The sequence below is a fragment of the Rhodococcus sp. WS3 genome, assembly GCF_003797085.1.
GTDB classification, from domain to species: Bacteria; Actinomycetota; Actinomycetes; order Mycobacteriales; family Mycobacteriaceae; genus Rhodococcus_F; species Rhodococcus_F globerula.
This window is the reverse complement of sequence record NZ_RKMA01000001.1, coordinates 1,959,099-1,979,172: the sequence shown is the minus strand read 5'-3', so window position 1 is coordinate 1,979,172 and position 20,074 is coordinate 1,959,099. Positions and strand designations below refer to the sequence as shown.

At 61.9% G+C, this 20,074-nt stretch carries 18 protein-coding genes; 9 read left to right on the top strand and 9 right to left on the bottom strand.

Translation table 11 applies throughout. The features are described 5' to 3' along the window. Positions 1-78 precede the first annotated feature (78 nt). The gene (locus EEB13_RS08805) at positions 79-981 is read left to right on the top strand and encodes an alpha/beta fold hydrolase (RefSeq protein WP_141485070.1); all 903 of its coding nucleotides are present in this window, start codon (positions 79-81) and stop codon (positions 979-981) included. On the opposite strand, the gene EEB13_RS08800 is transcribed toward EEB13_RS08805, so the two are convergent. After that, entirely contained in the window at positions 978-1,574 is a 597-nt protein-coding gene (locus tag EEB13_RS08800; protein WP_141485069.1) for a phosphoribosylanthranilate isomerase, read from the bottom strand. The two genes, EEB13_RS08805 and EEB13_RS08800, sit on opposite strands and share 4 nt — an antisense overlap. 109 nt (positions 1,575-1,683) lie before the next feature. On the opposite strand from EEB13_RS08800, the gene EEB13_RS08795 reads away from it, so the two are divergent. Both EEB13_RS08795 and EEB13_RS08790 read left to right on the top strand, forming a co-directional pair. Next, a complete protein-coding gene (locus tag EEB13_RS08795) occupies positions 1,684-2,985 on the top strand; it encodes an alpha/beta hydrolase (RefSeq protein ID WP_116103614.1) in 1,302 nt (433 codons plus the stop codon). Between the two features lie 103 nt (positions 2,986-3,088). Continuing rightward, positions 3,089-4,318, top strand: a complete 1,230-nt coding sequence (locus EEB13_RS08790; RefSeq protein ID WP_141485068.1) for an acyl-CoA dehydrogenase family protein — start codon at positions 3,089-3,091, stop codon at positions 4,316-4,318. Here the strand turns inward: EEB13_RS08790 and EEB13_RS08785 are convergent. From EEB13_RS08785 to EEB13_RS08775, 3 genes are all read right to left on the bottom strand, one after another. Then, positions 4,315-5,106 (bottom strand): alpha/beta fold hydrolase, encoded by a 792-nt coding sequence (locus tag EEB13_RS08785; RefSeq protein ID WP_141485067.1) that lies wholly within the window; start codon positions 5,104-5,106, stop codon positions 4,315-4,317. The two genes, EEB13_RS08790 and EEB13_RS08785, sit on opposite strands and share 4 nt — an antisense overlap. Positions 5,107-5,136: 30 nt before the next feature. Further along, positions 5,137-6,744 (bottom strand): ABC-F family ATP-binding cassette domain-containing protein, encoded by a 1,608-nt coding sequence (locus tag EEB13_RS08780; protein ID WP_141485066.1) that lies wholly within the window; start codon positions 6,742-6,744, stop codon positions 5,137-5,139. A 181-nt stretch (positions 6,745-6,925) separates the two neighbouring features. Further along, positions 6,926-7,480 carry a hypothetical protein gene (locus EEB13_RS08775; protein WP_033231734.1) on the bottom strand — a complete coding sequence of 185 codons (555 nt, stop codon included), beginning with the start codon at positions 7,478-7,480 and terminating at the stop codon, positions 6,926-6,928. Between the two features lie 86 nt (positions 7,481-7,566). Here EEB13_RS08775 and EEB13_RS08770 point away from each other — a divergent pair, with 86 nt between their 5' ends. The 5 genes from EEB13_RS08770 to EEB13_RS08750 all read left to right on the top strand — a co-directional run bounded on the left by EEB13_RS08770 (position 7,567) and on the right by EEB13_RS08750 (position 13,783). Further along, entirely contained in the window at positions 7,567-9,372 is a 1,806-nt protein-coding gene (locus tag EEB13_RS08770; protein WP_141485065.1) for a penicillin-binding transpeptidase domain-containing protein, read from the top strand. 107 nt (positions 9,373-9,479) lie between these two features. Beyond that, positions 9,480-11,159 (top strand): NTF2-like N-terminal transpeptidase domain-containing protein, encoded by a 1,680-nt coding sequence (locus EEB13_RS08765; RefSeq protein ID WP_141485064.1) that lies wholly within the window; start codon positions 9,480-9,482, stop codon positions 11,157-11,159. Positions 11,160-11,240: 81 nt separating this feature from the next. Next, complete coding sequence (locus EEB13_RS08760) at positions 11,241-12,143, top strand: LLM class F420-dependent oxidoreductase (protein ID WP_116103609.1); 903 nt, start codon at positions 11,241-11,243, stop codon at positions 12,141-12,143. Beyond that, the gene (locus EEB13_RS08755; RefSeq protein WP_141485063.1) at positions 12,140-13,000 is read left to right on the top strand and encodes an SDR family NAD(P)-dependent oxidoreductase; all 861 of its coding nucleotides are present in this window, start codon (positions 12,140-12,142) and stop codon (positions 12,998-13,000) included. Before EEB13_RS08760 ends, EEB13_RS08755 begins: the two co-directional genes overlap by 4 nt. Positions 13,001-13,045: 45 nt before the next feature. Next, positions 13,046-13,783: a sulfite exporter TauE/SafE family protein gene (locus EEB13_RS08750; protein ID WP_033231729.1), complete on the top strand. Its 738-nt coding sequence runs from the start codon at positions 13,046-13,048 to the stop codon at positions 13,781-13,783. A gap of 3 nt (positions 13,784-13,786) precedes the next feature. Here the strand turns inward: EEB13_RS08750 and EEB13_RS08745 are convergent, their stop codons facing one another. From EEB13_RS08745 to EEB13_RS08730, 4 genes are all read right to left on the bottom strand, one after another. After that, positions 13,787-15,259, bottom strand: coding sequence for a peptide MFS transporter (locus EEB13_RS08745; RefSeq protein ID WP_033231728.1), 1,473 nt, complete (start codon positions 15,257-15,259; stop codon positions 13,787-13,789). A 57-nt stretch (positions 15,260-15,316) separates the two neighbouring features. Then, the gene (locus EEB13_RS08740) at positions 15,317-15,694 is read right to left on the bottom strand and encodes a DUF3054 domain-containing protein (RefSeq protein WP_033231727.1); all 378 of its coding nucleotides are present in this window, start codon (positions 15,692-15,694) and stop codon (positions 15,317-15,319) included. A gap of 71 nt (positions 15,695-15,765) precedes the next feature. After that, positions 15,766-16,320, bottom strand: coding sequence for a YceI family protein (locus tag EEB13_RS08735; RefSeq protein WP_033231726.1), 555 nt, complete (start codon positions 16,318-16,320; stop codon positions 15,766-15,768). Between the two features lie 28 nt (positions 16,321-16,348). Continuing rightward, positions 16,349-18,124, bottom strand: a complete 1,776-nt coding sequence (locus EEB13_RS08730; protein ID WP_141485062.1) for a 2-isopropylmalate synthase — start codon at positions 18,122-18,124, stop codon at positions 16,349-16,351. Between the two features lie 165 nt (positions 18,125-18,289). Between EEB13_RS08730 and EEB13_RS08725 the strand changes: the two genes are divergently transcribed. Continuing rightward, positions 18,290-18,970 (top strand): FadR/GntR family transcriptional regulator, encoded by a 681-nt coding sequence (locus tag EEB13_RS08725; protein WP_141485061.1) that lies wholly within the window; start codon positions 18,290-18,292, stop codon positions 18,968-18,970. On the opposite strand, the gene EEB13_RS08720 is transcribed toward EEB13_RS08725, so the two are convergent. Next, positions 18,967-20,073, bottom strand: coding sequence for a TIGR00374 family protein (locus EEB13_RS08720; protein WP_051730285.1), 1,107 nt, complete (start codon positions 20,071-20,073; stop codon positions 18,967-18,969). The genes EEB13_RS08725 and EEB13_RS08720 overlap by 4 nt on opposite strands. Between the last annotated feature and the right edge of the window lies 1 nt (position 20,074).

Genomic DNA, 20,074 nt, shown 5'->3' with positions numbered 1-20,074 from the left:
CGGATTCAATATAGGCGATGTTGTGGTTACAGGGGAAGGGCTCCGAAGGGATCGAGACGGGTGGGTTATGTTCAGGAAATGAGCAACACGAGCGTCGAAGAGGCGCAGCAGGCGCCGGAGTGGTTCACGAAGGCGTTGTCGACGCCCGCCCAAACAGGCTCGGTTGATGTCGAGGGTGTAGCCGTACGATTCCGCGCCTGGGGGCCCGTCGGGCCGGGAATCGTGCTGGTTCACGGCGGCGCCGCCCACAGTCGGTGGTGGGATCACATCGGCCCGCAGCTGGCTGCCGATCGCCGAGTTGTCGCACTCGACCTGACCGGACACGGAGACAGCGGCACCCGGGAGAGTTACGGACTGGCGATGTGGGCGCGCGAGATTGTCGAGGCCGCGCGAGCCGGCGGGATCGAGGGAAAGCCGATCCTGGTGGGGCACAGCATGGGCGGGATCATCTCGTTCGTGGCCGCGGACCTCCATGGCGACGAACTGGGTGGTGTCGTCATCATCGATTCGCCGGTGCGGGCATTGACCCCGGAAGAAGAAGCCAGCCAAAAAGAAAACGCCTTCGGTCCGAAGAAGGTCTATCCGACTCGTGAGGACGCGAAGGCGCGCTTCCGCTTTGTTCCGGCACAAGACACCGGATTGCCGTGCATCCGAGACCACGTTGCCGAGACCTCGATGGAAGCCGTCGACGGTGGTTGGTCGTGGAAGTTCGATCCGAGGGTGTTTGTGCGCGAGGGTACGGGCAACGTCACCGATCATCGTCCACGTTGCCGCACAGCATATTTCCGAGCGGAGAACGGAATTGTCTCCGAGGAACTGATGGCCGACATCCGAATCCTGTTGGGACCGGAATCCATCGTCGCGGAGATTCCCGAGGCCGGCCACCATGTGATGATCGATCAGCCACTTCCGTTGGTAACCGGAGTGCGGACCGTGCTCGGTGCGTGGGCTGCGGCCGACAGATCGACAGCTCCGATCTAGGCCCGCGCGGCTGCTACGAATCTCTCGATCAACGCGTGGTCTTTGACCCCGCGCGAGGACTCGACGCCACTGGACACGTCGACACCCCAGGCTCCAGTGGCGTCCAGCGCGGCACGGACGTTGTCGGGGCCGAGACCGCCGGCCAGAATCCACTGACCAGCGGGCCTGGACTGCTGCTGCGCCCAATCCCAGGCCACTCCGGAACCGGCATCGGCTCCGTCGATGAGGAGTTCGTCCTCGCCCAGGTCGAGGCTGTAGCCGTCGCGAACCCGGCCGGAGACGACGGCACGAATCACGGTGAGCCCCGCGCCGTGTAGTTGCTTCACCTGCTCAGATGACTCGAGATCATGGACCTGGACATACTTCAGCCGCGTGGACTTGGCGATCTCGAGGATCTGGTCGAGCGGGTTACCGAGAAACACGCCGACAGCTCTGATGGTGTCGGGAACTCGGGCAATGAGGTCGGCGGCAAGCTCGGTGTCGACTTTGCGGACGCTCTCGGCAAAGACAAAACCAATGGCATCGACGCCGAGTCGGACGGCGAGGTCGACGGTATCGGCGTCGCGGAGGCCACAGATCTTGATGAAAGTCACCTGCTTCAGGGTACTAGCCGTACCCGAGAACCCCTCGATCGTGGCGAACCCTCGATTACGGCTCTAGGCTTTCGACGGACAGGCGTAGCGGCATTACGAGAGGCGACACGTGGACTGGCTCTACCGGACGAGTGTGATCTCTGGACCCGTGCCTGTGGTCCTGACGATTCTGGGCGTACTCGGCGGAGTGTGGTTGCTCAGCGGGAAGCCTCGGTGGTTCTACCGCTACGCGATCCCGGTGTGCGGTGTTGCGGCGCTGGTGATCATGGTGGCGGCGTGGATTCTGGTGGAGAAGGTGATCGTGCCTTTCCCCGATCCGATTGCGATGTCGATCTACGTGTGGATCGGTTTTGCCGTGTACGGGCTGTTGCTTCTCGGCCCGCGCATCAAAGCCGGGGGCAGTATCGCTAGCGCAGTGCTGTCCGTGGTGGCAGCGCTGCTGATGGTGCTTACGGCCGCGGTACAGATCAACCTCGAATTCTCCGCATATCCGACCGTGGGAATTGTGTTGGGCCACGACGATTTCGACCGGATCGAGCTCGCGGACGTACCCGGTCCGACCGATCCTGTTATCAGCGGTGATCCCACGGATTCGGTCTGGAAAGCCCCGGAAGACATGCCGAATCGTGGCCGGGTGACGACTCTGCCTGTCCCCGGCGCGATTTCGGGATTCACCGCGCGCGATGCCGAGGTGTATCTGCCACCGTCGTACTTCACGAATCCTCGTCCGCTGCTCCCCGTTCTGGTTCTGATGGCCGGGCAACCCGGAAGCCCGCAGGACTGGCTGCAAGGCGGGAAGATCACCGCCACAATGGATTCCTTTGCCCGCGAGCATTCCGGGCTGTCGCCGATCGTCGTGATGGCGGACGCCACCGGGACACAGTTCGCCAATCCTTTGTGCACCGACTCGCCGGCAGGAAATGTGGCGACGTATCTCGCCAAGGATCTGCCCGCGGCAGTGACCTCGGCATTCCAGGTCGATACCGATCCCAAAGCCTGGGCCATCGGCGGACTCTCGTACGGCGGGACATGCTCGCTCCAGATGGCGACCAATTTCCCGGAAATCTACCCGACGTTCCTGGACTTCTCCGGGCAGGTCGAGCCATCGCTCGGTGATCGGCAAAGGACAGTCGATCAGATCTTCGGCGGCAACGAGGCCGCGTTCGAGAAGGTCAATCCGATGGACATCATGGCGAACCGGAAGTTCCCCGATTCTGCCGGGATCGTGGTGGTCGGAACCGACGACAACGACTTCAAGTCCGGGCAGCAGAAGATCTACGACGCGGCCAAGGCAGCGGGAATGAACGTCAAGTATCTGGAACTGCCCGGAGCCCACAGTTTTGTCGTGTGGTCGGCCGCTATGAAGCAGGAATTGGAGTGGCTATCGCAGCGGATGGGACTGATCGGCTGAGTTTCATCCACTCAGTTCTACCCCACCAATTGGAACGTGTTCTATATTCGGAGTGAGGCTGCTTTTCCGGCAGCCAACCGTTCAGCGAGTGGAGTGCACGCACATGTACGAGTGGTCCGACACCGACCTGATGTTCCGCGACGCCTTGCGGGGCTTTATCGACAAGGAGGTGCGGCCTCACGTCGACGAACTCGAAAGCGGAGCGCTCCCGCCCTTCGACATCATCCGCAAGCTGTACTCGACATTCGGTTTGGCCGACATGGCACGCGAGGGCCTCGAGAAATCACTTGCCCGCGAGCGCGGCGACGCACCAGCCGGTGACGGTGAGAAGGGCAGCGCCTTCAGCGGGGCCGGGAGCATGGGCGTCGTGCTCAACAGTGAACTGGCCGGGGTGAGCCTCGGCCTGGTCGCGTCGCTTGGCGTCAGCCTCGGGCTCGCAGCCGGAACGATCCGCAGCCGCGGCACCCTCGCTCAGAAGGAACGTTGGCTGCCCGGACTGGTCACCTTCGAGACCGTCGGCGCCTGGGCGATCACCGAACCCGACTCGGGATCCGACGCTTTCGGCGGCATGAAATCCTACGTTCGCCGCGATGGCGACGACTACATCCTCAACGGCAACAAGACGTTCATCACCAACGGACCGTACGCCGACGTCACCATCGTCTACGCCAAACTCGACGAAGGTGACGCCTCCGTCGACCGTCGTGACCGCAAGGTGCTCGCGTTCATCCTCGACAAGGGCATGGAAGGGTTCACCCAGAGCCCGCCCTTCAAGAAGATGGGCATGAACTCCTCACCCACCGGCGAGCTGTTCTTCGACAACGTCCGCATCACCAAGGACCGCCTGCTCGGCGAAACGGAAGACAGCGGAAAATCCGACGGAAAGTCCAGTGCCAAGGAAAGCTTTGCCGCCGAACGCATCGGCATTGCATCCCTGTCCCTCGGAATCATCAACGAATGCCACCGGCTCTGCATCGACTACGCAAAGTCCCGCAAACTGTGGGGCCGCGAAATCGGACAGTTCCAGCTCATCCAACTCAAGCTCGCCGAGATGGAAGTAGCTCGAATCAATGTGCAGAACATGGTCTTCAACGCGATCGAGCGAACCGCAGCAGGCGACAGGGTGACCCTGGCGGAGGCGTCGGCGATGAAGCTGTACTCCTCGCGCGCGGCAACCGAAGTTGCCATGGAGGCCGTCCAGTTGTTCGGCGGAAACGGCTACATGGCCGAGTATCGCGTCGAGCAGTTGGCTCGCGACGCGAAGTCGCTCATGATCTACGCCGGAAGCAACGAAATCCAGGTCACGCACATCGCAAAGGGACTGCTCGGCTAGTGCCGGAGCAGAAACGGAATCAACGACGCTAGAACGGCGTCAGACGCCACGACGGCGCTGGCGTGGTCGGTGCCGTCGATGACAGTCAACGAACAATCCGGGATCAGGGACGCGGCGTGCTCGGTATCGGGCCGCCGCTCCCGGTCTTTGGACCCGACGAACATCAATGTCGGAGTGATCATCTCGCGAAGCACGGTGTCGTCGATACCTGGTTCGACGTCGGACCGTCGCATGTACGCGGCGAGAGCGAGCGGATCGTTCCGACGAAACGCCGCCGCGGTCTGCGGATCAACCGGCCTGCCGCGCCTAGCGCCCCAGCCGTCGAGAAAGCCTTCGATCCCACCCTGCTCGAGGGCGTCGACGCAGCCTGGGAAGAACAGTGCGTCGAACGCGCCTGTCATGGGCCGGCTGCTCCCACCGCCGACGGTCAACGACCGCACCCGTTCGGAGTGCTCGATTGCCAACGACAGTGTCGCGCGCCCGCCGAACGAATACCCCAGGACGTGGGCGGGTTCGAACGGCGACTCGGTGTCGAGGATCTCGAGTAGATCGCCGACCACCAGATCCATCGCGTACGAATCGGGCGTGTGCGGCTTCTCGCTGCGACCGTGCCCGCGCATGTCGACCAGGATCATCCGGTACCGATCCTGCAGGGCTTTGACATAACCGAAGCCGCGCCAGATCGAATGTGACAGAGCACTGCCGTGAACCATCAGCAGGGGGATGCCCGTCCCCACAACCTGATACGCGATCCGGGTACCGTCAACGGGGTTTCTCGCGTCCTGCATCACCGATCCATTATGGACGTGTGAATGGCGTCATTGCCATTCGGGATCGATTTCCTGAATTCCGTTCTCGTCCATCCTGATCCACCGGGTGATGTTGATCTCCCGCAGAAACGGCAGATCGTGACTGACAACAACGAGTGCACCCCGGAAATCGTGAAGCGCTTGCGTGAGATGGGCAAGGCTGGGGAGATCCAGATTGTTGGTCGGCTCGTCTAGGATCAGGAGTTTGGGTGCGGGCTGCGCGAGGAGGATGGTCGCCAGCGCTGCCCGGAGACGTTCGCCGCCGGACAGGGCGGAGGCTGTCACGTCGGAATCTGTTCCACGAAAAAGGAATCGAGCCAGTTGGCCACGAATTTCCTCGCTGGTTGCGTGTGGCGCCGCCAGTGCAACGTTGTCCGCCACCGACAGATTTTCGTCGAACACGTCCAACCGCTGACGCAGTGCGCGGCAGGGAACAAGTGGCTTTTTCTCCACCATGACGTCGAGAAGGGTTGTCTTCCCAATTCCGTTGGGCCCCACAATCGCGATCCGTTCGGGACCGGTGACATGCAGCGACACAATCTGGCCGCTGCGCAGCACAACACCCTCGAGCGTCACTACCTGCTGGCCCGGATGTACCTGTGTATCAGGAAGATCCAATCGTATTTCGCGATCGACGCGAAGCAGCTTCTCCGCATCGGCAAGAGCGGACTTCGCGTCGTCGACCTTGCCGATATGGTTGACCGACAGTTTTCCCGCTGAAACTTCGGCTTTTCGCTTGCGGGTCTGCGCCAGGATCGGCGGTAGCCGCTTCTCGTCTTGAATCTTCTGGCCGTATCGCTTGCGCCGATCCAGTTTGGTTCGCGCCTCGATCAATTCGCGGTTCTGCTTTGCCAGATCGGTTTTGGCGTCGCGAACCGCAGCCAAGGCGTTTTCCTGTTCCGCCGTTGTCGCCTCCTGGTACAGCGAGTAATTGCCGCCGAATGTCCGAAGATTGCCACGACGCAGTTCCACGGTGGATTCCATGCTGTTCAACAACTCCCGGTCGTGGCTCACCACCACGACGGTGCCGGGGAATTGTTGGACAGCGGCATGAACCCGGGCGCGCGCCAACCGGTCCAGATTGTTGGTCGGCTCGTCCAGTAGCAGTACCTGCGGATTTTTCAACAGGGTCGCGGTGAGGCCGAGTAGCACCGTCTCGCCACCGGACAGCGTGCCGACGGTGCGTCCCAAGGCTTCGATGTCGGGTACAACGCGTTCGAGCCCAAGGCGGTGCAGCGTCGAAATCGCACGTTCCTCGATGTCCCAGTTGCCTTCGGCCACAGCGAAGTCTTTCTCTGTGCCCTCGCCGGATTCTATGCGGTGCAAGGCAATACGCAGATCACCGATATCCAGGATGTCGTCGACTCGAACATTCGGGTCGAGGGTGATGTCCTGGCGCAGATAGCCGATCTCGCCGGAAGCGTGGACTGAACCGGCATCGGGTGTCAATCGACCGGCGATCAGGCGCAACAGCGTGGACTTCCCGGATCCGTTCAATCCCACCAGACCGATTCGGCCGCTGGGGAACACAAAGCTCAGACCGGAGAAGACAGGCTCGCCGTCGGGCCAGGTGAACGTGAGGTCGGACAGAGACAGAGAGGAATGAGAGTGGGTCATGTGAACTCCAGAGGGTGCGGGGACCACCCGGCTCAGCCGCAACTGATGGGTGTGGATGCCTTCGCGTAATGAACCTCTAGATGAGCAACGGCCCGTTTCCTGTTCGTCGGGGATGATTCGACGTCGACGCTACTCGATGACCGTTGACGTAGGCAATCGAATTAACGTGTGATGTGCATCGTCAGATCTTCGGTCCCTCCGTCCGCAGATCGTCGACCTTCTTCATCGCGTCCCGCAGTTCCGCGAGCCACTGTTCGCTGTGCTGACCGGCCAGGCGGACAGTCCACTTGAGTGCGTCGGCCCGCGACCTGGCAACACCGGCATCCACCAACGTGTCGAGTACCTTGCGCTCGGGTTGACGCAATCGCGTCATCACCGGCACCGCGAGATGTGTGAACAGAACCGTCTTTTCGTCGAGTTTCACACCCCATGCCACCTTCCGGCCGTATCTGGCCTCGGCCTCGTCGGCGATGCGCATGCGATCGGCGCGCGTGGTTTCACGAAAGCGTGAGATACGACCTTCCGCTGCCGCAGACCCGCCCTCGACGGGTGGTAGTTCCCCGATGACAACGATCTCCTCGCGGTCCACCTGGACGTCGGCCGGGCCGGTGAACCAGGTGTCGGGGAGCCTGCCGGCAAACCAGTCGCCGGCATCACCCGCGTCGGGAACCGATGCTTGTTGCCAACCTCCGGGGCGTCCGAATCCGCGCTCGCCGGGGCCGTGTGAGTTCTTCATGACGTTCTCCTGAAAGTCGTCGGAAGCATTTATTGCTCTGATTACATGATTACACCGATATTCCGGCGTTCGCCACAATTTCGGGCATGATCGAGAAGGTGCGCCCATCGAGAGTTGATATTCGCCACCCGTTGATCCGAAAAATCACCGTGTTCACGGTGATCGGAGTAGCCGCCGCGAGTAGTATCGTCGCGTGCAGTAGTGGCCCTGACCAGCCGCGATCAGTGGCTGAGCAGTTCGCGACTGCCCTCACCGACGACGATGTGTCGGCGGCGGCAAACCTGACTACCGATCCCGCGGCGGCTTCCACCGCGATCACCGCCATGATTGACGGACTGGGGAAGGACGAGGGAACGTTCACGGTTTCCGAAGCCGAACAATCCGGCGATGACGCCGGCACCTTCACTCTCGATGCGGCCTGGAACTTCGGCGAAGGCCAGGACTGGACGTACTCGACACACGGGAACGCATCGGCCAGTGGTGATCAGTGGTTGATCGAGTGGGATCCGGCATTGCTCGCACCGGATCTGAGGGCGTCGACCACCCTGCGGTACACACCCACTACCGGTGCACCGCCGTCGGTTCTCGATTCGGCCGGGCAGCCCGTCATGGAGCAACAGGTGGTGACACTGGTCAATCTCGAGCCCACAGCTGATGCCGCTGCCGTGGCGGCGCTCATCTCCCCGGTTGCCCCGACAATTACGGCAGATTCGTTGCGCAGTGATCTCGCCGCGGCTGCCGGAAAGCCGATCACTGCCATCACGCTTCGTGCGGAAGACCTTGCGCCCATTGAAGATCGGTTGGCTTCCCTGCCCGGAGTGACGCTTGCGCCACAGGCCCGGTTGCTGTCCGTCGACAAGGCTTTGACGTCGCCGACCTTCACCGGACTGAGCGACCTGTGGCAGGAAGGGCAGGACAAATCCGCCGGCTGGGCGGTGCAGATGGTGAAGGAGAACGGGTCGGCGACCACTATCGCCGGACAGGACGGCCCGGTTGCGCCGAATATCGCGACAACAATCGACCGCAACCTTCAACTGGGCGCGGAGAACGCACTCGCCGGGGTGACACAGCCTGCGGTGATCGTGGCGCTGCAACCGTCGTCCGGCGCTGTTCTGGCCGTGGCCCAGAACTCGGCCGCCGATGCTCAGGGGCCGATCGCGCTCACAGGTCTGTATCCGCCCGGTTCGACATTCAAAACCGTGACAACGTCGGCGGCGCTGCAAGCCGGGGTGGCGACCCCCGACACAATTCTGCCGTGTCCTGGCACCGAGAACGTCGAGGGACGACAGATCCCCAACGACGACGAATTCGATCTCGGCTCGGTGCCCCTGCACACCGCATTCGCGCATTCGTGCAACACGACGATGGCGCGCCTAGCCGTCGGTCTGCCTGCGGACGCACTGCACAATGCGGGACTGCAATTCGGATTGGGCGTCGACTACGTCACTCCGGGCCTGACGACGGTGACCGGAAACGTACCGGACGCGAACACTCCGGCCGAACGCGTCGAATCGGCGATCGGGCAGGGAACTGTCACTGCCACGCCGTTTGGGATGGCGTTGGTCGCGGCGTCGATCGCACACGGTGAAACGCCGACCCCGATGCTCGTGAAAGGGCAGCCCGGGGTTGCCGATCAGACCGCGGCGCCCACTCCCGCGGTGGTGACCGAACAGTTGCGGACCATGATGCGTGAGACCGTCACCGGTGGTACTGCGACGACTCTCGCAGATATCGACGGACTGCTGGGCAAGACCGGAACAGCCGAAGTTGACGGCGGTCCAGCGCATGGATGGTTTGTCGGAATCAAGGGAGATCTGGCGTTTGCGGTTTTTATCGCCGGGGCAGACAGCTCCGCTCCTGCAGTGCAGGTCGCGGGCACTTTTCTGCGGTGAAACCTGATTTCGATTGCAGTTCGATGACACCGCCGTGGCTCAACCGTGACACGTTCGTAGGCATCCCGTGCTTGTTACGGCTGTGACAGAAGTGAAGAGTTGCACCAATGGGGCCCGGAGCACAGAAAAGCAGCCGTGGAAAATACGTCATTGCTTCGATAGCTGCTGTTGTCATGACAGTGGCACTCGCGTCGTGCGTCGTCGGGGGAGAAGAGGAAACTGACGCCGCGACGGTCGTCGAAGACTTTGTCACCGCACTCAACAATCACGACGTCGACGGAGCCGCCAACCTCACGTCGTACCCCAATGCCGCACGCGCATCCATTTCGCAGATGTTCGACGGATTGGAAGCACGTTCCACCGACTTCGACGTCGCCCAGGTCATCGACCTCGGTAGTGACTCCGGATTCTTCACTCTCGACGCGGCCTGGAACTTCGGCGAAGGCAAGGACTGGACATACCAGTCACAAGGTGAGGTCCGAGACCTCTCCGTCGGTTGGCGAGTGTCCTGGGATCCGTCGGTCATCGTCCCCGGCCTCGGCAGCGGACGCACCGTCGACTACACCCGGACCGACGCCGCTCCGCCCAAGGTGGTCGATGCAGGCGGGACTCTGCTCATGAACGAGCAGACCATCAATGCCATCACTCTCGACCCGGCATCCATGCCCGATCCAGTCGACTCGACGCGCCGGCTCGCGAAAGTCATCGAACCCGTCGCTCCGCTGGTGACCAGCGAATCGATGCTCGCTGATCTCGCGGCGCACCCGGGGCAGTCGATTACAGCAGTTCTCCTGCGCGACCCCGACTATCTGTACCTCGAAAGCGACTTCGCCATCCCCGGAGTTGTTGTCGTGAAGACGCCCAAGCTCATTGCGTCGGATCGCCGGATCAATTCGCCGCTCCTGGACCCGTTGCGTACCGCGTGGCAGGCAAACCGCGACGCCACCGCAGGTTGGGCGGTCAATCTTGTCGACCAAAACGGAGCAGCAGTCAAACAAGCCGGTTTCCAGGGACCTTCAGGACCCGACGTTGCCGCGACCATGGACTCGCACACACAACTCGCGGCAATCGAAGCTGTGGTGAGCGCTGGAACGCCGGCGGCGATAGTCGCGATCCGACCCTCGGACGGCGCGATTCTTGCTGCTGCACAGAACAATCAGGCCATCGAGCAGGGGCCGATCGCCTTCACCGGGCTTCGTCCGGCAGGCGGCGCGCTGGACCTCGTGCGGTTGGCTTCGTCGATGCAGAACGGCATCGAGCCGCGTGCCGTGTCCGGCGAACAGCTGGCCGACACGGCGCGGCAACTCGGTCTGGGCAACGGATTCCACATCCCCAGCCTCGAGCAGCAGACGGCCACGTTTGCGTCGGATGGTTCCGGCGGAAACGAGTCGGTGAACAATATCGTGGCTAATCGGACATCCTCCAGTGTCGGTGAACCTCAGGTCACGCCATTCGGTATGGCTATGCTCGCGGCGTCCATTGCCCGCGGCAGTGCGCCGACGCCGATGATGGTGTTCGGTCAGCCCGCGACCGCCGATACCGCGGCGTCAGCGCTGCCGGAGGACGTGACCAACCGACTCCGTGATTCCATGCGCGGCGCGGGCGGCCTGGTCGGATACCCGGATCTGATCGCTGCCGGTGCGGCAAGTGGTGACGATCGCTGGTTCTTCGGATCACGTGGTGACCTGGCCTTTGCGGTCTTCGTCGCTGATGCCGACGGCAATGATCGGGCACAGCAGATGACGGAGAAGTTGTTCCAGGAGCTGGCAAAGCCTGCCGACAAATAAATGAGAGCGTGACTTTCAAATACGTAATCGCTATTCTCATCTCTGGAAGAGTATCTGCCAGAGAGGGCGCACTCGGTGACAATGCGATTCATCTACCACTACCCGGAAATAAGTGGTCTGGACGGAGACGTCCTCGATCCCGGGCCGTTGCGGGACGTGGCCGTCGCGGCCGAGCGGGCAGGATTCGACACGCTGTCTCTCAGCGAACACCCGATACCCGGCGCAAAATGGCTGGCCTCCGGCGGGCACCAGACGCTCGATCCATTTGTTGCCCTCGGCTACGTCGCCGCCGCAACCGAACGGTTGCGGTTGCTCACGTATCTGGCGGTGGCGCCGTACCGAAACCCCTTCCTGCTGGCAAAATCCGCGTCGACCCTCGACAAACTGTCCGGTGGCCGCCTCACGCTCGGACTCGGAACGGGATATCAGAAGAGCGAGTTCCATGCTCTCGGAATCGATTTCGACGAGCGCAACGAACTCTTCGACGAGGCGCTCGATGTGCTTCCGCTGCATTGGAGCGGTGAACCGTTCACGTATCGCGGCAAGCACTTCAGTGCCCTCGACGTCATCGCCCGGCCGAGGCCGATCCAGAATCCGATCCCCATCTGGATTGGCGGCAACTCCAAGCTGACTCGTCGCCGAGTAGCCGAGCGCGCACAGGGATGGATGCCGATGTCCGGTGGGGCAGAGTTGAGCGCTACCGCGCGAACACCCACGCTCGGATCGGTTGATCAGATCGGCGGCCACATCACCGAACTGCGAAATGCGGCGCTCGCCGCCGGACGCGCCGAGCCCATCGACGTTGTGTACTCCTATCACGGCGACGGGATACACACCCCGACAGTCGAATCTGACCGGCACCGCGAAGTGTTCGAAGACCTCGAAAAATCAGGCGTCACCGCAGTGGTGGTTTCCGGTCCCATCGACGGTTTGGCCGCCACCGTCGAATTCCTCGAAGCGTTCGGGTCCACGTACCTGTCATGAGCACACCATGGTTCGAAGATCGGGCCGGGTTCGACGGATGCGTAGCCGTCATCACCGGCGGCGCCGGTGGGCTCGGCAGTGCGATTGCCGCTGATCTTGCCGAAAACGGTGTGCGGCTTGCCGTCGTCGATATCGATGCAGAGGCTGTCGAGCGTCTGCGTCGTGAGTTGGCGGAGGGCGGATGCGACGCCGTCGTACATCACGGTGACGCGCGTGATCCGGACGAGTTGAACGTGTTGTTCGAGGCTGCTCACGAGCGGTGGGGCAGGCTCGACATCCTGGTCAACGTTGTCGGTGGCACCTTCCGAACACCATTTGCGGAATCGACACCGAAAGGGTGGGACGCGCTTTTGCGCACGAACTTCCATCACGTCCTACATGCGTGCTCCCTCGCGGTGCCGATGATGAAAAGCGGTGGGCGAGGCGGCAGCATCGTCAACGTGACAACCATCGAAGCGCACCGCGCGGCGCCCGGTTTTGCCGTCTACTCTGCGGCAAAGGCTGCCGTCGAGCAGTTTTCGCGGACACTGGCCGTCGAACTAGCCCCGGACCGGATTCGCGTGAACAACGTTGCACCGGACTTCGTCCCGACGCCAAATCTTGCCCGATTCGGCAGTGGGAACCATTCGATGGCAACCCCGGTGGGGGCTCGGGTGGCCATACCGATGGGACGAGTCGGGCATGTCTCCGATGTCTCGAACAGCGTCGTCTTTCTTGCTTCCGGACTCTCCACCTTCATCACCGGGACAACACTTCATCCCGACGGCGGAACATTGGCGTCGTCCGGGTGGTTCAACTGGCCGGACACGGGTTGGGCGAACTACGCACCGACACGGTTTCTGGAGGGGCACGCGTAGGCGCGTGGCGCGGGTGAGAATCCGCGCCCGGTAGGTTCATGAGCTGTGAACCTGCTCGATTTCCTCTTTCTTGTCGTAGCGGGATTCTTCAGCGGTCTAGTCGGCTTTGTCACCGGACTGGCGTCCATCGTGTCGTACCCGGCGCTGCTCAGTGTCGGGTTGTCGCCTGTCAGCGCCAATATGACCAACACCGTGGCACTGGTGGCCGTCGGAGTCGGCGCATTGGCGAACTCATCGCGCGAAGTTGCCGATACGGGACCCAAACTTGTTCGCTGGTCTCTGTATTCAGCCGCAGGCGGCATCATCGGTGCGTTGATTCTGTGGCTCGCACCGGAGGGTTCGTTCGAATCGGTTGTGCCGGCGATGGTTGCGTTTGCGGCGCTGGCACTGCTCCTTCAACCGAAGATTCGTGAACTCTCCGGGGGCGGCGACCGTCCGGGAATCTACTCGGCCGCCCTGTTTGCCGTGGCCGTGTACGGCGGGTATTTCGGCGCGGGTGCCGGCGTCATCTTTCTGGCGGCAACCCTCATCCTCACATCCGAAACTGTGTGGCGGGCCACAATTCTGAAGAGCTTCTTCCTCGGCATTGCGAATCTGGTTGCCGCCCTCATCTTCGCTTTTTCCGGGCAAGTGCACTGGGTGGCCGCGCTGGCCATGGCTCTCGGCGCATTGGTGGGTGGCTGGTGCGGGCCACCCGTCGTGAAGAAAATCCCGCCATCGGTACTGCGGGTGGCAGTAGCGATAGCGGGATTCGCTTTGGCGCTGTGGCTGTGGGTCAAATAGCGTTTACTGCACGCCTTGCATCAGCTTCTTGATCCACGGCGACGCGGCAGCAAGCACAACGCCGATTCCGATCGACGAGAATCCGATGATCAGGAAGAACGGCTTGCTGTCGTCGATGTCGAAATGACCGGCAAGCGTTCCGGCCATCGAGGATCCCAACGCGACGGACAGGAAGAACAACGCGACCATCTGCGTGTGGAAACGCTCCGGCGCCAGTTTGGTTGCGAGCGACAATCCGACGGGGGAGAGGAACAGCTCCGCAAACGTGAACAGCAGAAGGACTCCGGCCAGCCCGAGGAGCGGTGCACTGTTCGGACCGCCGCCGGTGATCGGAATGAAGGCGAGGAAAGCCAAGCCCATGATCCCGGTGCCGATCGCGAACTTGATGGGCGACGACGGCTGCCGTGGGCCGAGTTTGGTCCACATCGCCGCGAACACGCCTGCGAAGACGATGATGAACACGGGGTTGATGGACTGAACCCAGCTCGGCGGGAAGTCCCAGCCGAAGAGGTTGCGGTCCAGAAGCTTGTCCGAGATCAGCGGAACCGTCGTGAATTGCTGCTGGAACAGCGACCAGAAGGCAGCGCTGGCAATGAACATCGGGATGAACGCAAACACACGGCTGCGTTCGACCTTTGTGATCTGCTTGCTGGTCAACATCAGAAGGAAATATCCGACCGATGCAATGACAGTCAGACCGACCACAACGTCGGACATGTTGTCCGCGGTGATCAAACCGGTAATCGATGCGATGGCGACCACAACGATCGCAGCAACACCGATTCCGATGTAGAGGGTGCGCTTGTCCGCGGGAAGCGGGTTGCCCGGTGCGGCGCCGATTCCGTGAAGGTGCTTGCGGCCCAACGTGTACTGGATAAGGCCGAGCGCCATGCCGACGGCCGCCAGAGCAAATCCGGCATGGAATCCCCAGGCATCCTGCACTGCGCCGGTCAGCAGCGGACCGACCAAACCGCCGATGTTGATGCCCATGTAGAAGATCGAGAAACCGGCGTCGCGGCGCTCGTCCGTCGGCGAATACAGATCGCCGACCAACGACGTGGCGTTGGCCTTGAGGCCACCACTGCCGAAGGCCACCATGACAAGACCGATGCCAACGCCCCACAGACCGGGGAACACGGCCAACGCGATGTGGCCGGCCATGACCAGCGAAGCACTGTAGAAGAGCGTCCGTTCCGACCCGAGGAGGCGGTCGGCCACCCACGCACCGAGGATCGTGGACAGGTACACGGTGCCGCCGTACGCACCGACAATGCTTGTCGCGGCGGCCTGGCTGATACCGAGACCACCGTCGGCGACGGTGTAATACAGGTAATAGATCAGGATGCCTTGCATCCCGTAGAAGGAGAACCTCTCCCACATCTCCACGCCGAACAGATTGGCCAATGCAAACGGTTGGCCGAAGAAGCCCTTGTCTTCCTTCTCGGTCCGTTCGGCAGGCTCCGTAGTGTTACTCATCCGAAAAGTGTCCTACTTCGTAGCGCAATTCGGGTAGTTCCGGACCGCTCGACACGGTTACGACCTGGCACGAATTTTTGCGATGACCGGAACCAGTGCGCGCCACCCGAGTAGGAAAGCGCCGAGGACAAGCGTGGCGACCACGATGAAACTGAACTGCGTACCTTGACCGCTGAGCACTCGCAGGACCATGCCGATGACGACGGTGGAGAGCCATACGACTATGCCGGTGGGGAGTAGGAGAACGGCGTTGAACTTGTCGCGGTACAGCGCGAACGTGGCAGACCATCCGATTACCAGGCCGGTCAGGAACGGCCAGGATGTCTTCGCCAGTCCGGCGAGCGCATTGGCTTCTTCGTGTGTACGGCGCCCTATCGCGCAAAAGATAATGACAAGAACGGCGTCGATCAGCAGGAATGGTGCGTACTTCTTCACCTGGTCACCATACGACTGTGCGCCTTTCCGGTAGTTGGCACTACCGGAAAGGCGCACGTGGCCGAAGGCCCTTATGCCTGCAGACCAGCCTCGATCTCGAGGGTGATGGTGATCTTGTCGCCGACAACTGCTCCGCCGCCTTCGAGGGGCATCTCGATGGAGATGTCGAAGTCCTTGCGGTTGATGACTGTGGTGGCTTCGAATCCGGCAACCGGGCCGTTGCCCATACCGGGGTTGACGCCGTTGAACTCGAGGTTCAGCTCGACCTCGCGGGTGACACCGTGGAGGGTGAAGTCGCCTGCGAGTACGAAGTCGCTGCCCTTGGCGCGCACTGCGGTGGACTTGAAGGTAGCCGTCGGGTACTTCTCGACGTCGAAGAAGTCAGCGGACTTGATGTGGCCGTCACGCTGCTCGTTCTTGGTGTTGATGGAGGCGACCGAGATTTCGGCTTCGACGGCCGGGGTGCCGTCCTCGGCAACCGTGATGGCGCCCGAGAACTCGTCGAACGTGCCGCGAACCTTGGACACCATGAGGTGGCGAACCGAGAAGCCGACGGTCGAGTGGACCGTGTCGATAACCCAGGTTCCTGCGGTCAATGCGGGCAATGTGGTGGTAGCGGCGGTCATCGAAGCTCCTTGATAAGTAGTTGAATGTTCAATTGCTTGTAGGTTCAACTATGAACCCTCGAGAATCCTTCCGCAAGTTCGTGTGACTGTCATCACATGTGCGGGATGCGGCCGCGTAGACGGCATGAAGCGCCGACGCCGTGACGGACTGATGAACAGCCACTCCCCAGTGCTGGACTCCGTTGACCAGGGCTTCTGTGATGGTGACTGCCGAAGTTGCACTGGCCGGAGAATCCGAGTGGCCGGGAAGTGAATGCTGCGTGAGTGACAGAACTTCGACGCCGGTGCCGTTCTCGGTCAGGATCCTGGCCAGCGCCTCGACGGGCCCGGACGCACTGGCCTGTGCGGTAATTTCCTTGCCGTCGCGATCGAGGACGACAAACAGATGATCACCACCGGAGTCGTGTTCCACCGAATATCGGCGCATTCCTCCGCTGTACCCGTACTCGCGCAGCAGGAGGTTCCACAGCTGGTCGGCGGTTATCTCGAGTCCGGAGCCATCGGTTTCACGTTGAACGCGCGCCGCAAAATCGATTTGCAGGCGTCGAGGGAGTTCGACGCCGTATTCCGATGCCAGCAAGTAGGCGATGCCTCCCTTGCCTGACTGGCTGTTTACCCGGATCACTGCCTGGTAGTCACGACCGACGTCAGCGGGATCGATCGGCAGGTACGGCACTTCCCACGGCGCCTGCGACGGATCGATGCCAAGGATTTCGGCGCGCTCGTAGTGATGCGCAAACCCCTTCTTGATCGCGTCCTGGTGGGTTCCCGAGAACGCGGTGTACACCAGATCGCCGCCGTACGGGTGGCGCTCGTGCACCGGAATTCTGTTGCAGTACTCCACTGTTCGACGAATTTCGTCGATGTCGGTGAAGTCGATTCTCGGGTCGACGCCCTGTGCGTGGAGGTTGAGCCCGAGCGTCACCAGATCGACATTGCCGGTGCGCTCACCGTTACCGAACAGGCAGCCTTCGACCCGCTGAGCGCCGGCGAGTACTGCCAGTTCGGCGCACGCCACTCCGGTGCCACGATCGTTGTGTGGATGTACGGACTGGATTACCGAATCGCGTCGAGCGAGATGGTGGTGCATGTATTCGATCTGGTCCGCGTAGATGTTAGGAGTGGCGATTTCCACTGTGGCAGGCAGATTGTGGATGACCGGGCGATCTGGGCTCGCATCCCAGAGTTCGCTGAGGCTGTTGCATATCTGCAGCACGTAGTCCGGTTCCGTCAGGTTGAAGACCTCGGGTGAGAACTCGAACCGCCACCCGTCGTGAGCGTCACCGCCGCGAGCGACATCCTCGGCGGCGCGAAAGATCATGCCGTGCAGTTCGTCTCGTTCCTTCCCCAGGACCACATCGCGCCATGTGGGCGCGGTAGCGGTGTACATGTGAACTACCGCGTTCGGCAGTCCGGCGATGGACTGGTAGGTTCGCTCGATCAAATCTGTTCGGGCTGCGGTGAATACAACGATCGTGACATCGTCGGGAACCAGGTCGAGGTGCACGAGGTCGCGAACGAAGTCGAAATCCGTCGCACTGGCGGAAGGGTAGCCGACCTCGATTTCCTTGTAGCCGATCGCCACCATCAGTTCGAACATTCGGCGTTTGCGGGCCGGGTCCATCGGTTCGGCTAGGGCCTGGTTGCCGTCGCGCAGATCCACGGGAACCCACAGGGGTGCTTCGGTGGTGCGATTGGCCGGCCAGGTTCGATCGAATGCCGGAATGTCGACTCGATCCCACGCGGCGCGATAACGCGCGGACGGCATGGGGGAGGGTTTCTGGTTGTTCCAGGTGGTGCTCATCGGGGGTTCTCCTGCGGGTCTTGGTGAGAGACCGGCCATGGCGGAACCCCGCGGAGGGGTGCCGGTCTTTTCAGGCCCCGCCGCGGCAGTCGAGAAGGAGTCCTCGGTAAGCCATGCGGGCTACACTAGAACGAAATCACTTATCAGACAACCTGAGGAGTTTCCGTGCCGCCGATGGTCGAACGCCGTCTACTCACCGATCAAGCCGCTGAGCTTCTTCGTGCTCGTATCATCGGTGGCGAATGGGCAGTCGGTGACAAACTTCCAGGTGAAACCACTCTGGCGGCGGAATTGGGTATCGGTCGTTCCACGATCCGCGAAGCCGTTCGCACCCTCGCCGGACTCGGCATGCTGGAATCGCGTCAGGGCGCCGGAGTGTTCTTGCGCAGTTCAACTCCACCCGACCAGTGGCCTCGGGTCCTCGAATCAGAAGCCATCCTGCATGTAGTCGAAGTGCGCAACGCCGTCGAGGTGGAGGCAGCTGGATTGGCAGCCAAACGACGCGACGACACCGACATCGCAGAACTCAGGCGTGCGCTCGGCGGTAGGGCCGCGGCCGCGAATTCCGGTGATGCCGCCTTTGTCGACGCCGACATCGCGGTGCACCGCGCGGTGGTCGAGGCGGCGCACAATCCGGTTCTGTCTGAGTTGTTCGAAACGTTTGTCCCACGACTTCGGACTGCGTTGATCGAGCTGATCGGCGTCCTCGATCTCAATCCGCACAGCCAACCCGATGCCGACGAACACCGAATGTTGGTGGACGCCATCGAAGCCGGTGACGCGGAGGCTGCCGTGCGAATCAGCCGTGCCCATCTGGATGACATGGCAGCAGCGTTGCGACGCTAAACGCCGGGTTGTTCGCCGCGTTCGAAGTCGATGGTCATGTCGGCGTCGTCGCGATGCGTCGCTCGGAACGAAATCAGGAAGACGACCCACCCCACGAGCGCCACGAGTACAAGACTCACCATTCGGTAGACGAAGACCGCCGCGAGAGCTTGTGCGCCGGTCGCTCCGGCGATGGTGAGCGCAGTGATCAGTGCTGTGTCCACGTATCCCAAACCACCGGGCATCAGAGGAATACTCCCGACGGCCTTGGCTGCGGTGAATGCGATCAGCAAACCGGCAAACGAGGGGTGCGCACCCACAGCCCAACAGGCAAACCCGAGACAGGCGACGTCGGCAACACGATGGATCGCCGACCAGCCGAAAGCGATGACGGTATCGGTGCGCCCGAGTTCCACGGAATCGAGTTGAGTGAGAATCTCGGACCAGCGTGACACTCCACGGTCTGGATGATTACCGCGAAAGCTGTTGTACCGAGCAAGGACCCAGTGTCCTAGGCGTTCGAGGCTACCGGGGTTCTGGGCGATATATCGCAGGCCGACGAATAGAAGCGCCACGCAGATAATCGAGATGGTCAGCGTAACCGGACTGACCTTGGTGCCGAAAGCCAAAGCGCCGGTTGCGCCGAGAAGTGCCAGCGTTGCTGCGGCGATCACACCGCACATAGCCAATTGCCACGACGCGACAATGGGCGTCGCACCCCACTTGCGGGTCTGCTTGTATGTGAACGCGGTGGAGAACACCTGCCCCGCAGGCAATGTGAGCGCCATCGCGGTACTTGCGTAGATCACGGAGAGATTTTTCAGGTGGCCGGCCACCACACCGGCAGCATTGAGAAGCCGCTGCTGAACCGACGCGTATCCGCTGAGTGAGACGGCCTGGGCGGCGATGCAGGCCGCAACCCAACCCCAGTGGATTTCCGTCAGTGCCTGCCATGACTCATTGAGCTTTGGCCACAGCAGTGTCCCTTCGACAACCAGCAGAGTGATCAGCGCCAGCCCGAGAACATACTTCAGCCACCAGAATCGCCCACGAACCCGACCGGGCTCGGCGACGGACGGCGGGGGCCGTCTCAGTCGCCACGGGGTCTTTCCAGGCAGTGCCATC